At 50.8% G+C, this 13,330-nt stretch carries 15 protein-coding genes; 8 read left to right on the forward strand and 7 right to left on the reverse strand.

Annotation, left to right across the window (positions count from 1 at the left end):
- Nucleotides 1-69: 69 nt before the first annotated feature.
- On the reverse strand, nucleotides 70-915 hold the full coding sequence (gene ispE / locus MN202_RS03680) for a 4-(cytidine 5'-diphospho)-2-C-methyl-D-erythritol kinase (protein WP_335734818.1): 846 nt from the start codon (nucleotides 913-915) through the stop codon (nucleotides 70-72).
- Complete coding sequence (lolB, locus tag MN202_RS03685; protein ID WP_335734730.1) at nucleotides 912-1,535, reverse strand: lipoprotein insertase outer membrane protein LolB; 624 nt, start codon at nucleotides 1,533-1,535, stop codon at nucleotides 912-914. The genes ispE and lolB overlap by 4 nt, the downstream gene beginning before the upstream one ends.
- 73 nt (nucleotides 1,536-1,608) lie before the next feature.
- Between lolB and hemA the strand changes: the two genes are divergently transcribed.
- From hemA to kdsA, 6 genes are all read left to right on the forward strand, one after another.
- Nucleotides 1,609-2,856, forward strand: coding sequence for a glutamyl-tRNA reductase (gene hemA / locus MN202_RS03690; RefSeq protein WP_335734731.1), 1,248 nt, complete (start codon nucleotides 1,609-1,611; stop codon nucleotides 2,854-2,856).
- An 18-nt stretch (nucleotides 2,857-2,874) separates the two neighbouring features.
- On the forward strand, nucleotides 2,875-3,966 hold the full coding sequence (gene prfA / locus MN202_RS03695; protein WP_335734732.1) for a peptide chain release factor 1: 1,092 nt from the start codon (nucleotides 2,875-2,877) through the stop codon (nucleotides 3,964-3,966).
- Complete coding sequence (gene prmC / locus MN202_RS03700) at nucleotides 3,967-4,809, forward strand: peptide chain release factor N(5)-glutamine methyltransferase (protein WP_335734733.1); 843 nt, start codon at nucleotides 3,967-3,969, stop codon at nucleotides 4,807-4,809.
- Between the two features lie 95 nt (nucleotides 4,810-4,904).
- Nucleotides 4,905-6,464: a DUF3369 domain-containing protein gene (locus MN202_RS03705; protein ID WP_335734734.1), complete on the forward strand. Its 1,560-nt coding sequence runs from the start codon at nucleotides 4,905-4,907 to the stop codon at nucleotides 6,462-6,464.
- A gap of 50 nt (nucleotides 6,465-6,514) precedes the next feature.
- On the forward strand, nucleotides 6,515-6,895 hold the full coding sequence (locus MN202_RS03710) for a SirB2 family protein (RefSeq protein WP_335734735.1): 381 nt from the start codon (nucleotides 6,515-6,517) through the stop codon (nucleotides 6,893-6,895).
- A gap of 26 nt (nucleotides 6,896-6,921) precedes the next feature.
- Nucleotides 6,922-7,770, forward strand: a complete 849-nt coding sequence (kdsA, locus tag MN202_RS03715; RefSeq protein ID WP_335734736.1) for a 3-deoxy-8-phosphooctulonate synthase — start codon at nucleotides 6,922-6,924, stop codon at nucleotides 7,768-7,770.
- A 61-nt stretch (nucleotides 7,771-7,831) separates the two neighbouring features.
- On the opposite strand, the gene MN202_RS03720 is transcribed toward kdsA, so the two are convergent.
- The 4 genes from MN202_RS03720 to MN202_RS03735 all read right to left on the reverse strand — a co-directional run bounded on the left by MN202_RS03720 (nucleotide 7,832) and on the right by MN202_RS03735 (nucleotide 11,179).
- The gene (locus MN202_RS03720) at nucleotides 7,832-8,173 is read right to left on the reverse strand and encodes a DUF3718 domain-containing protein (protein WP_335734737.1); all 342 of its coding nucleotides are present in this window, start codon (nucleotides 8,171-8,173) and stop codon (nucleotides 7,832-7,834) included.
- Between the two features lie 147 nt (nucleotides 8,174-8,320).
- Nucleotides 8,321-9,064 (reverse strand): LytR/AlgR family response regulator transcription factor, encoded by a 744-nt coding sequence (locus MN202_RS03725; protein WP_335734738.1) that lies wholly within the window; start codon nucleotides 9,062-9,064, stop codon nucleotides 8,321-8,323.
- Complete coding sequence (locus MN202_RS03730; RefSeq protein WP_335734739.1) at nucleotides 9,048-10,133, reverse strand: sensor histidine kinase; 1,086 nt, start codon at nucleotides 10,131-10,133, stop codon at nucleotides 9,048-9,050. Before MN202_RS03730 ends, MN202_RS03725 begins: the two co-directional genes overlap by 17 nt.
- Nucleotides 10,130-11,179, reverse strand: a complete 1,050-nt coding sequence (locus MN202_RS03735; RefSeq protein ID WP_335734740.1) for a sensor histidine kinase — start codon at nucleotides 11,177-11,179, stop codon at nucleotides 10,130-10,132. Before MN202_RS03735 ends, MN202_RS03730 begins: the two co-directional genes overlap by 4 nt.
- A gap of 169 nt (nucleotides 11,180-11,348) precedes the next feature.
- On the opposite strand from MN202_RS03735, the gene MN202_RS03740 reads away from it, so the two are divergent.
- Both MN202_RS03740 and MN202_RS03745 read left to right on the forward strand, forming a co-directional pair.
- The gene (locus MN202_RS03740; protein WP_335734741.1) at nucleotides 11,349-12,359 is read left to right on the forward strand and encodes a M14 family zinc carboxypeptidase; all 1,011 of its coding nucleotides are present in this window, start codon (nucleotides 11,349-11,351) and stop codon (nucleotides 12,357-12,359) included.
- Nucleotides 12,350-13,108: an alpha/beta fold hydrolase gene (locus tag MN202_RS03745; RefSeq protein ID WP_335734742.1), complete on the forward strand. Its 759-nt coding sequence runs from the start codon at nucleotides 12,350-12,352 to the stop codon at nucleotides 13,106-13,108. The genes MN202_RS03740 and MN202_RS03745 overlap by 10 nt, the downstream gene beginning before the upstream one ends.
- Nucleotides 13,109-13,115: 7 nt before the next feature.
- On the opposite strand, the gene MN202_RS03750 is transcribed toward MN202_RS03745, so the two are convergent.
- Nucleotides 13,116-13,328 carry an RNA-binding S4 domain-containing protein gene (locus tag MN202_RS03750; RefSeq protein ID WP_335734743.1) on the reverse strand — a complete coding sequence of 71 codons (213 nt, stop codon included), beginning with the start codon at nucleotides 13,326-13,328 and terminating at the stop codon, nucleotides 13,116-13,118.
- Between the last annotated feature and the right edge of the window lie 2 nt (nucleotides 13,329-13,330).

Raw genomic sequence — 13,330 nt, forward strand, 5'->3', positions numbered from 1 at the left:
GGTAGGATCCTCAGGGCAGTGGTGAGTCCGGTTTATCAATAAACAGCAACCTATAGCTGCTGCAGTTACTTATTCGGTATCTGCCAACGCAGCCCAAACTGGCGACTGGTTGACCCCTCTGGCAATAAAACCATGGCAGTTAGCCGGTAATTGCGCAAGGGCATGCTGAGCACTGGTCTGGTCCGGGAATGCGGCGAACACACTGGCGCCAGTACCCGTCATTTGACACGGCGCGTATTCTACCAACCACTGTAAGGTTATTGCAACAATAGGGTAGAGCCGTTCTACCAATGGCTGGCAGTCATTGCGCCAGTTTGCGCTCAGCACTTCGCCAGGCGGTATTGGCTTAGAATTACGAATTAAATCAGGGTGCTGAAATATTTCTGCGGTGCTGACATGGCAGTTCGGCGTGACGACTAAGTACAGTTTTTCGTCCAGTTGCAGCGGTTGTAATTTTTCACCTACGCCCTGGGCAAAGGCGGTAAAGCCGCGGACAAACAGTGGTACATCTGCACCAAGCGACAAGCCGAGGTCGGCCAAAACGTCGATAGATAACTGCAGTTGCCACAGCTTATTTAAGCCCAGTAAGGTGGTGGCCGCATCAGATGAACCGCCGCCGAGGCCGCCACCCATTGGCAGGTGTTTTTCCAGATAAATATCACAGCCAAGCTTGCAACCACTGTATTGCTGCAGCAGGCGGGCCGCGCGCAGCACTAAATTCTGCTCGTTTATCAGCTCGCTGTTGTTGCAATCAAGCCCGATGGCGCCGTCCTGGCGTAAGCTAAACCTCAGCTCATCGCCGACATCTAACAACTGAAACAGCGTCTCAAGATTGTGATAGCCGTCTTCGCGGCGGCCGGTAATATGTAAAAATAAATTCAGTTTTGCCACGGCGGGCAGCGTAAGCGTTGTTATTGCCAATTTCGTATTACCAGTTTTATTTCAGTGTCGCTGCTACTTAGCAGCAGAAGTTTTGGCAGGGCCAGGGCGTCGGGGAAAAAGCTCTGATACTGCAGTTGCCAGACAATGCCGGTGCTGTCAGTCAGGCTAAAGCCGGTAACACGGCCAAATTCATCGCGCACTATGTTGCGCCCTCTGTTGCCCGGTAAGCCACGCAGCCACAGCGGCATATCATGCAGGGGTATCGACCAGCCCGCCAGTTGCAGCAATAAGGAACTGGTATCTACCGCGGTGTAAGTGTCACCGCGGATCTTTATCGCACTGCCAGCGCTGCTGTGGCTTAATTCAAACAGGCTGATCCCGATAGCATTGCGCAGCTGTGCCTGATAGTCGGCACTATTAAGCTGGTGCCAGTTCAAATTACCGCTGATGCTGTCATTAGGTGCTTTTATGCCCAATGTGGCCTGTAACTTAAACTGTTGCAGCGCCATAATACGCTGTTCGCGTTCGTTGGCGGCCAGCGGTTGCTCGGGCATAGCCGGGCGCTGCCACAGGCTACAGCCACTGAGCAACAGACAAAATAATAGCATCAGAGCGGGCTGATAATACGGATAACGCACACTAAAGTCCTTCACTTGGCTTTCTTAGCTTTTCTTAATATGGGCTTTTTCGTACAATTCGCCCCTGATAACTTTTAACACACAGGTGATGGCCATTTTCGCTCTCGGCATAAATCATAAAACGGCACCGGTTGCCCTGCGCGAGCAAGTCGCTTTTGCGCCAGAGCAAGTGTCGCAGGCCTTGCGCGAGCTGACCACGCTGACCAGCATAACCGATGCGGTGATCCTGTCTACCTGTAATCGTACCGAACTGTATTTTAACGGCAGCCAAAGCCAGGCGGAACAGGTAATTGGCTGGTTGGCGCAATTTCATGCACTTAACAGCACTGATCTGCAGCCGCACCTGTATTTACATCAGGACAGTGCCGCCGCTGAGCACCTGATGCAGGTAGCTTCCGGGCTGGATTCGTTAGTGCTGGGCGAGCCGCAAATTCTTGGCCAGGTAAAACAAGCCTATAATCAGGCGCGTAATGCCGGAACCATTAACCCACAGTTTGAACGCTTATTTCAAAAAACCTTTGCGGTAGCCAAACAGGTTAGAACTGACACTGATATTGGCGCCAATGCGGTGTCGGTGGCGTTTGCGGCTGTTAGTTTAGCGAAACAAATATTTGGCAACCTGGCTAAGGTGCGGGTATTACTGATTGGCGCCGGTGAAACCATAGAGTTGGTGGCGCGGCATTTACAAGAGCAGGGCGCAGGCCAGCTTAGTGTAGCCAACCGTACTTACGAGCGGGCCGTGTTGCTGGCAGAACAATTTGCCGCCTCGGCAATAACACTATCGCAAGTGCCACAACAACTGGCCGAAGCTGATATTGTCATCAGCTCTACTGCCAGCACCTTGCCGATCGTCGGCAAAGGCATGGTGGAGCAAGCGCTAAAGCAGCGTAAGCACAAGCCAATGTTTCTGGTCGATCTGGCCGTACCGCGCGATATTGAGCAGCAAGTGGCCGATCTGGAAGATGCTTATCTGTACACCGTAGATGACTTGCAGTCTATAGTGGCGCAAAATTTAACCAACCGGCAGCAGGCTGCCGAACAGGCCAAACAGATGATTGCCGTTGGCGTGGCTGAATTTGCCCAGTGGCAAACTCTGCAGGGCAATGCAGACTGGGTACGCGATTACCGGCAGCGCTGCGATGCGGTACGTAATGAATTGCTGGCCAAGGCGGTAAACCAATTATCTGCCGGCCAGGACGCCGAAAAAGTACTGGCTGAATTCTCGGTTAAACTGACTAACCGGCTGATGCACAGCCCCACTAAAGCCATTCGTCAGCTGGTACAGGACGATGAGCTTAATAAACAAAATATGATCAACACCTTGTTAGATCTGTAATCAGGCAAATACAACATCATGAAAGAATCGGTATACCGTAAGCTGGAAGGGCTGGCTGAGCGCTACGAAGAAGTGCAGGCGCTGTTAAGCGATGCCTCTGTCATCAGCGATCAGACTAAATTTCGCGAACTGTCAAAAGAGTACAGCCAACTGGAAGATATCAGCAAAGCTTTTGCTGACTATCAGCAGGCGCAGCAGGATTTAGTCTCGGCAGAAGAGATGCAAAAAGACAGCGATCCGGATATGCGTGAAATGGCGCAGGAAGAATATAAAGCCGCCAAAGAACGCATTGAGCAGCTGGATCAGGAATTGCAGATTTTACTGCTGCCTAAAGATCCGAACGATAACAACAGCTGCTTTTTAGAAATCCGTGCCGGCGCCGGTGGCGATGAAGCGGCTATTTTTGCCGGCGATGTGTTTCGTATGTACAGCCGCTTTGCCGAAAAGCGCCGCTGGAAGCTGGAAGTGGTGAGTGCCAGTGACGGTGAGCACGGCGGCTACAAAGAAATTATCGCCAGTGTGCAGGGTGAAGGCGCTTACGGCACACTGAAGTTTGAATCGGGCGGGCATCGGGTACAGCGGGTACCGGCTACTGAATCACAAGGCCGGGTGCATACTTCTGCCTGTACTGTGGCCATCATGCCGGAGATTCCGGAAAGCGAAGCGATAGAAATTAACCCGGCCGATTTAAAAGTGGATACCTACCGTGCTTCCGGCGCCGGTGGTCAGCACGTTAACCGTACCGACTCTGCTATTCGGATTACCCACTTGCCCACCGGTATCGTCGTGGAATGTCAGGACGAACGTTCGCAGCATAAAAACCGTGCCCGCGCTATGAGCGTGCTGGCGTCACGCATTCAGGCAGCTGAAGATGAAAAACGCCGTTTGGCAGAAGAGTCGACCCGTCGCTCGCTGGTAGGTAGCGGCGATCGCTCCGAGCGCATCCGCACTTATAACTTCCCGCAGGGCCGTTTAACCGATCACCGTATTAACTTAACCATTTACCGCCTAAATGAGGTAATGGAAGGCGATTTAGATCAGGTACTTGAGCCGTTAAAGCATGAACACCAGGCCGATTTGTTAGCGGCACTGGCCGACGAGAACCGCTAAGTGTCAGCAGCACTGACACTGGCGCAGTGGCAAAAGCAAGCACAGTTGCAGCTGGCGGCGGTTAGCCAAACTGCAGATATTGAAGCCCGATTGTGTTTGTGCCATGTGCTTAATGTCAGCAGCAGCTATTTATACAGCTTCCCGGAGCGCCAATTAACGGCAACCGAGCAGACACAGCTTAGCACGCTGCTAGGCGCGCGCTTACAGGGCCAGCCACTGGCCTATCTGTTTGGCTATTGGCACTTTTTTGATTTGCAGCTCGAGGTTAGCCCCAGCACGTTAATACCACGGCCGGATACCGAACTGCTGGTTGAGCAGGCGCTTAGCCTGCCGTTGCCAACAAATGCCAAAGTGCTGGACTTAGGCACTGGTACCGGTGCTATAGCGCTGGCGCTGGCGCACAACAAACCACAGTGGCAGTTAACCGCAGTAGATTACATCAGCGCTGCGGTGCAGCTGGCAGAGCGCAACCGTGCGCAGTTAAGTATCAGTAACTGCACAGTGTTACAGAGCAACTGGTTTGCTGCGCTGACTGGGCAACGCTTTGATCTTATCGTATCAAACCCTCCGTATATTGATCCGCATGACAGCCATCTGGCGGCGTTACGTTATGAGCCGATAACGGCCCTGACAGCAGAACAGCATGGGCTGGCGGATATCCGTCACATAGTGCAGCACGCACCAGAGTATTTGCAGCCAAATGGCTGGCTGTATCTGGAGCATGGCTATGATCAGGCGGATGCGGTGCAGCAGCTATTGCACGACGCCGGTTTTTCACAGGTACAGTCGTTACGTGACTACGGCGGTAACTGGCGCATTAGCGGCGGCTGTTATCCGTGTTAAGTTGAATTACATCAGGTTTTCTTTGACCGTATCTAAGTTAGCGCATATAACTAAAGCAGTATGCTGCACAGCTAAAATGCGCCAAGGATAAGCGGATGAGTGATGAATTTTTATTTGCCGAAGAGCCGGAACAGACAGAACCAACGTTAAACGGTAGCTGGAAGATCCTGATAGTTGATGACGAGCCTGAAGTGCACGCAGTGACTAAGCTGGCACTGAGTGATTTTACCTTTCAGGGTAAAAACCTGACCTTTATCAGTGCTTATTCCGGTGCTGAGGCAAAAAAATTAATTGAGCAGCATCCGGATACTGCGGTGATGTTACTTGATGTGGTAATGGAAACCGATGACGCTGGCTTACTGGTTGCCAGCTATATCCGCGAAACCCTGCATAATGAACATGTGCGGATCATTCTACGCACCGGTCAGCCAGGCCAGGCACCGGAGCGGCAGGTCATTATTAATTATGATATCAACGATTATAAATCCAAGACCGAGCTGACAGCGCAAAAACTGTTTACCGTTATTATGTCCAGCCTGCGCTCGTACCGCGATATCATGTCGCTGGAGCAAAGCCGGCAAGGCTTAGAAAAAATCATCAATGCGTCCGCTGACTTATTCTCTTCACACTCGATGGAACAATTTATCGACGGCGTGTTGCAGCAGCTAACGTCTATTCTCGGTTGTAACGAAAACGCCCTGTTGGTGAGCTCATCCATGGTGGCCGGTAATATCAGCGGAGACGTGTCTGATCCGCATAAGCTGGTGGTGTTTGCCGGCCAGGGCGAGTTTGAGCGTCAGGAAGGCAAGCCAGTGCAGGAAGTGCTGGCGCCAGAATTACTGGAAGCGTTTGAAACCGCCTTACATTCCAAAGGCATAGTGTACCGAGACAATTATCTGGTGGCCTATTGCACCAGTAAGTTTACCCATGGTTCTTTGCTGTACATTTCCGGTTTACCCGGTGTGATTAATGAAAATGAGAAAAAGCTGATTGAGCTATTCTCGCAAAATGTGCAGATAGCCTATGAAAATGTACAACTGCAACATGAAATTGAAGATACCCAGCGCGAAATCGTCTATCGCTTAAGTGAGGCTGTCGAGCACCGCTCAATAGAAACGGGTAATCATGTCAAGCGTGTAGCCTTTATTTGCTACGATCTGGCCAAAGCCTATGGTATGCCGGATGAAGAAGCCGAACGTCTGATGTTTGCCGCACCGCTGCATGATGTAGGTAAGGTGGGGATACCGGATGGGATCCTGAATAAACCGGCGAAATTGCAGGGCCAGGAATGGGAAGTAATGAAAACCCATGCCAGTATCGGGTATGACATTTTAAAAAATTCGAAACGGGCCATTATTCAGGCCGGTGCGGTAATAGCACAAGATCACCATGAAAAATGGGATGGCAGCGGCTACCCGGCCGGCAAAAAGGGCGATGATATTCATATTTACGGCCGCATTGCGGCGTTGGCTGACGTGTATGATGCGCTGCGTCACCGCCGCTGCTATAAGTCGGCCTGGAGTTTAGAACAGGTTATGACCCATATTAACGCTGAATCCGGTAAGCAGTTTGATCCCAAATTAGTAGAAATATTTACCCAGCGGGTCGACAAATTAGAGGCAATACTGCAAAAATACCCGGACAGCGAAGAATAACCACAGCCAGCTTAAGCTGGCTGTTTTTTTAACGACGAAGGATTAACCCTATGTATATGGCTTACAAGCATTTTCACCTGCTGATGGCAGTGCTCAGTGTCAGTTTTCTGTTGCTACGCTATGCCATGAGTTTAAAACCGGCAGCCATGCTACAACACAAATTTTTTAAAATTGCGCCGCACGTTATCGATACCCTGTTGTTGCTAAGTGCCATAATGTTAATGCTGACAATACAGCAATATCCGTTTGTACACGCCTGGCTGACTGAAAAGCTATTTGCAGTACTGGCTTACATTGCGCTGGCGGTAATGGCATTTCGTGGCCGCACCGCTTTTATCCGCGGCTTGTGTTTCCTTGGTGCACTGGGCTGGCTGGGGTTAGCAGTGCGGGTAGCCATAACTAAACAACCGGTATTTTTACCGGCATTCTGATAACAGCTGTTTTCTCTGGATTTGACATGAACACTCATACTATTGCGGTTGCCGGCATACCGGTAGCCAACCATTTACCCTTTGTGCTGTTTGGTGGCATGAATGTGCTGGAATCGCGCGATCTGGCGATGCGTATTGCCGAGCACTATGTTGAAGTTACCAGCAAGCTGGGTATTCCTTATGTGTTTAAAGCGTCGTTTGATAAAGCCAACCGTTCATCGGTGCATTCATACCGCGGCCCTGGCCTGGATGCAGGGTTAAAAATTTTTGAAGAAATTAAACGCACCTTTAAGGTGCCACTGATTACCGATGTGCATGAGCCTTACCAGGCGGCGCCGGTTGCTGAAGTGGTTGATGTGATCCAATTGCCGGCATTTTTAGCGCGGCAAACCGATTTAGTGGTAGCCATGGCGAAAACCGGGGCTGTGATCAATGTGAAAAAGCCACAGTTTTTAGCAGCACATGAAATGCGGCATATCATCAGCAAGTTTAAAGAAGCCGGTAACGAGCAGGTTCTGTTATGCGAGCGCGGCAGCTGCTTTGGTTATAATAATCTGGTAGTAGACATGCTGGGCATGGATGAAATGAAACAATATGGCCCGGTCATATTTGATGCTACCCATGCGCTACAAAAACCCGGTGGTCGTGACAGTTCGGCCGACGGTCGGCGGGCGCAGGCGGCGCAGCTGGCACGTTCTGGTATGGCGTTAGGTCTGGCGGGGTTGTTTATTGAAGCCCATCCGGATCCGGATCAGGCGAAATGTGATGGCCCCTGTGCCTTACCACTGGCCAAACTGCAAGCTTATCTTGAACAAATGAAAGCGGTAGATGATTTGGTAAAGAGTTTTGCGCCACTTGATACAGCAGCAAACTAACTTAAGCTGCGGCGAGGGGCGGTGCTGATTTAGTGCCCCTCGCAGCCAGCCAACGGCCTGATTAATTTGCTGCCGGGGCAGTAATATCTCTGATGATGGTTCTGCCTTTGTTCGGATCTTCATACCGCTGCAGTGCGCGGGTAATTTTTACTGCTTGATTGGCGCGGGCAAAATCCATCAGTTGTTGGCCGTTACATACCACGCCGTTAACTGCGTCCTGGCGGCTGACACGATAGTCCTTTAAGGTTCTGAAAAGACCTAAAGCATTGTCTTTTTGCGTATTAATACAAATTTTCACCAGACCATCATACATGTAGCCGTATTCTTTACGTTCATGACGATCTGCCTGTACTGCCATGCTGGCACTTGCCAGAGATACTGCTAATAAAAGTGCGGTTTTCATTGTGCTGCCCTCTGTTGTTTAAGGTATGGCAAGTGCCATAGTGTTATTGTGGCAAGCAAAACCGGTGCAGGCTGCTGTGATGGGGTAAGAGGTGGCGCCGTTGTTACTAAGTGACAAGCCGACGCCGGCTGGGGTTAAGTGGTGACTTTAATGCTGTGGCAGATTGCTGAGTTGGTCAGCCCAGTTCAGTTTGTAACGTCTTGAAGCAATAACCTTTTTGCCGTTACTTAGCGTAAACTCATAGTCGTTGTTATGCGGTTGCACCTTGTGTGCATGGTGCAGGTTAAGTAACACCGAACGGTGCACCTGCACAAACTGCTGTGGTAAGCGTTGCAACAGCTCCTTCATGGTTTCACGGATAACCAGGGTGTCGTTCAGAGTATGAATACACATATAGTTACCGGCCGCTTCAATTTGCAGAATTTCAATATCGTCCAGCAGTAAGGTTGAGGCGCCGGTTTTAAAGGTCAGCTTATTTGCCGCCACCGCCATTGCCTGCTCTGATGGCTTATCCAGCGCGGTGCGGGCATCCAGCAGGGTTTGTGCCAGACGTTGGCGTGACACCGGTTTTAGCAGATAATCAAAAGCAAAATGTTCAAACGCCGAAAAGGCAAACTGCTCGTATGCTGTCACCAGTATATACAGTGGCCGGGTCATCGCAGAGCCTTTAGCGGCTTGCTGTAAAATTTCAATACCTTTGATACCGGGCATCTGAATATCCAAAAACACCAGATCGATATCGGTAGCGGTTTGTAAAAATTGCAGGGTGTCATCACCATTGTCGAAACAGTCGACAATCTCCATATTCGGATATACGGCCAGTTTGGCTTTTAAGTTACTGATTGCTAACGGCTCGTCATCAGCAATAATAACCTTAAGTGCGGCAGTCATTCAGCGCCTCCGTTGCTATGCTAAGCTGGCTGTAAAAGCCGCTGTTGCTGTGGCTAAGGGTTAAACTGGCGGCACTGCCAAATAACAGCTGCAGCCGCTCAGCAAGATTAACTAAGTTTAGTGGCTGGCTGGCATTGGGCCAGCCGGCAGTAGCACTGGCGCCTTGTTGCGCCAGCCTGATGTGTAATTGTGGCCCGGTTTGCTGCACCGTGATCTGCAAACAAATATCGCCAGCTACCTCAGCAACGCTGAATTGAATTGCGTTTTCAGCCAGTGGCTGTAGCAATAACGGCGGAAAACATACCTTGGGCGGTTGGTCCGGCAGTTGCCAGCTCAGTTGTAACCGCTCACCAAAGCGCACCTGTTGAATGGCCATATAAGCGGTTAAGGCATCCAGTTCCTGTTGCAGCGGAATAAACTCATCCTGCTGATTCTTTAATGAATGCCGCAGATAAGTGGATAAATGCTGGATCAGCTGTTCAGCGGCCTGGCCGTTACGCTGCACTATCAGCGCGTTAAGCGCATTTAACGTATTAAACATAAAGTGTGGGTTGAGCTGGTAGCGCAACACTTTTAACCTGGCCTGACGGGCTTTTTTCGCCAGCTGTTGTTGCTGCAATACACTGGAATAGTGCAATTGATTAGCTTTAATCAGCATAAATACTGCCAGCCAGCCGGCCAGTGGTAATAGCACCAGCGAAAAGGCGACAAAGTACTTTAATAGAGAATCAACCTCCTGAAACATAGGGGTGGCGAAATGCATTACCAGCGTCTGGCGCAGTATTACCATCGCCAGCCACAGTGGCACCAGGACCAGCAATAGCCGCTTCAGCTGCTGCCAAAATGGTCGCTGTTGCAATAGTTCATGCTGGCCGAGCAAGCCGGTACAGAGCACATTGATCAGAGTCACCAGGCTGTAGATCCATAAATACGGCCAGCTGGATTCGTTTTGTAACGGCACCAACACGGCCAGATGGGTAAACTTGATCAGCAGGTAGCTTAACCAGTACAGCAAGTGCCAGTACCAAAAATTGCTTAACCGCTGTGGCGGCAAAGGGACTGCCATCATGCTGTTTGCCATGGTAAACAGATATCCACTTTAAAGCCTTGCGGGCTGGCACCAATGGCCAGTGTAGCGTTATTGCCAAAATGCTGTAGCAGGCGGTTGCGGATGTTATCCAGGCCGACACCGGCGCCGCCGCTGTTGGCCTGCAACTGCGAGCCCGGGCCATCGTCACTGATACACAGATGCAGGCTATCTTGCAGGCGGGCACCGCTAATGGTAATGGTTGCACCTTGCTTACGTGTGGCGACGGCGTATTTAATCGCATTTTCTACCAGAGGTTGCAACAATAACGCCGGTATACGCTGGCGTTTTAACGTGTCATCAATCTGGCAATTAACTTTGAGCTTATCGCCAAAGCGGGTTTTTTGCAGTTGCAGATAGGCATTGATTGCAGACAACTCATCGGCCAGCTGTACCAGGCTATCAGGTGATTTGCTCAGCGAATAACGCAAAAAGGTTGCCAGTTGCTCAGACATGGTTTCGGCATCGTCATACCGCTCGGCTTCGAGCAAGGCACAAACTGAATTAAGCGCATTAAAGGTAAAGTGCGGGTTAAGCTGATGGCTTAGCGCCTGCAATTCTAACTGTTGCACTTTCTGGCTCAGTTCATTGGTTTGCGCCAGGCGCTGCAGCTGCTTTTGATAGATCAACACTGTCAGATAGCAGGCGGTCCAGACAAAAAACGCCAACACAGCCGTATCCAGATTACCGGCCAATAGCCGGATATCAGTAATTTTGTTGTCCCATAATAACAGCCAGAACGCGTTTTCAGCCGGAATATAGACTAAGGCGACCAAAGCTACGCCCAACAGCAGCTGGGTATTGCTGAAGGTTTGCTGACGCAAACGATGATAGCTCCAGATCACTAAACCGGCTGTCAGCAACATTGCCACCAGGTCGCTGGCCAGCATCATCGGAAAGTAATGCCATTCAAAGGGCTTTTCACGTAAGGCCACCGCCTGTAACGAGCTTAATAAACCCAACAAAAATATGGCTGCCCAGTAGTAGCCATTAAAACGCAGCAATTTAGCTAAACTGACAAACTGCATATTTCGCCTCCGGCTAGATTAAGACTGAGTATAAGTGAACCGCGTTTTATTGTCGCAACAGCAGGGCAACCGGAGGTAAATCCGGGGTAAATCTTCATAAAACTGCCATTTTTTTCATCTTGGGGCAAGGTATGCTGTGTCATACCAGTGTCATTAGTCTAGTGGTGGTATGCAGTTGCAGCAGGATTTATTGCCGGAGCTGGCGCAGCTTGAACACTTAATTGCCAGCGCTCCCGCCGATTTGCGCGTGCAGGTGTTGGCAAAAGTACCGCATATGACGCAATTGCTGCCGCTGTATGCGTTGTCGCTGGGTAACACTGGCGTAAATAAGCCGGCGGTATTGCTGGTAGGCGGTGTGCACGGGCTGGAACGTATTGGCACTCAGGTGGTGCTGGCCTATTTGCAAACGCTATTGCAGCGCTTGGCGTGGGACAAATGTTTACAACACACGCTGGAACACTGCTGCATTTATTTTATTCCGCTATTAAATCCGGCGGGTATGGCTAATGGTTGGCGCGCCAATGGCAACAGCGTCGATCTGATGCGCAATGCGCCGGTAGACTGTGTTGAAGGGGCGGCCTGGCTGGTTGGCGGGCAGCGTATCAGCCGTATGATCCCCTGGCACCGTGGCCGTACCGACAAAATGGAAATTGAAAGCCAGGCCCTGGTCAATTTTGTCTCGGCAGAGCTGTTTCAACGGCCATTTTCACTGGTGCTGGATTGTCATTCCGGTTTTGGCAGTACTGACCGGTTGTGGTTTCCCTATGCCAAAAGCCGGCGTCAGCCGATAGCTCATCTGGCCGAGATGTACCGCTTACGTCAATTGTTGTTTCAAACCTATCCACACCAAAACTACATTTTTGAACCGCAAGCACAACATTATTTGTGTCATGGCGATTTATGGGACTATCTGTATGATCAGGCCGCAGCATACAACAATACCTTGTTGCCGCTAACGCTGGAAATGGGCTCGTGGAACTGGGTGCGCAAGAATCCGTTTCAGCTGTTATCCAGCCTGGGTATGTTTCACCCGGTTAAGCCGCACCGGGTAAGGCGGGTATTGCGCAGTCATTTGATTTTAATTAATTTTTTAATTAACGCCAGCCTGTCTTATCGGCATTGGCTGCCGTTGCCCGATAAGCCACAATTGCAGGCAGAGGCGGTGCAATTATGGTACTAGCTAAGGCAGTGCCGCTGCTGTTAATCCGTGGTCTTAGCCGTGAACAGCGGCATTGGGGTGAATTCCGGCCTTTACTGGCATCCAGGTTAACTAATCCGGTATTAAGCTATGATTTTGCCGGTTGCGGCGAGTTACACCATCAGCGCTCACCGTGCAGTATCAGTGCTTTACGCCAATCTGTGCGTGCTCAGTTGCAACACGCTGCCGAGTTTAACGGCAGGGTACATTTAGTGGCGATATCGCTGGGCGCCATGCTGGCAGCCGACTGGGCGGCGCAGTTTCCGGCCGAGGTGGCTTCTATCACGTTAATTAACAGCAGTGCCAGGCCGTTGTCACCGTTTTATCAGCGCTTACGCTGGCAAAATTATCCGTTGCTGTTGCGTACGCTGTTTAGCAGTGCCAACAGCCGTGAGCGTATTATTTTACAACTAACCAGCGCTGCGGCATCACAACATGCCGGCGTATTAGCGAATTGGCAACTATGGCAGCAGCAAAGGCCGCTTAGTATCGGTAATGCGCTGCGACAGCTTTATGCCGCCAGTCGCTTTGAAGTGCCGCCTGCACCGCAATGCCCGACATTATTACTTAGTAGTCAGGGCGACAAGCTGGTTAGCCCGCAGTGTTCGGTGGCGTTGGCGCAACACTGGCAGGTGGCGCACCGGCAACATCCGTGGGCCGGACATGATCTGGCGCTGGATGATGCCGATTGGCTGAGCACACAGCTGGCGGCTTTTATCCGCCAGGTTTAGCCGCTGGTTATGCCAGGCGTATTTGCAGCTGTTCGCCGCCAAGCTCAATCATATCACCGGCGTTTATTTGCCGGCGTTTACGTGTTTCCACTTCGCCATTTACTTTAACCAGGCCGGCATCTATCGCGGCTTTGGCTTCACCTCCACTGCCAAACAGGCCTTCAAACTTAAGAATTTTATACAGTTCCACTGCAGGTTTGCTCAGTATTACGTCGCGCATGT

Origin of the sequence: Rheinheimera muenzenbergensis, assembly GCF_036984005.1 — a bacterium.
Lineage (GTDB): Bacteria > Pseudomonadota > Gammaproteobacteria > Enterobacterales > Alteromonadaceae > Alishewanella > Alishewanella muenzenbergensis.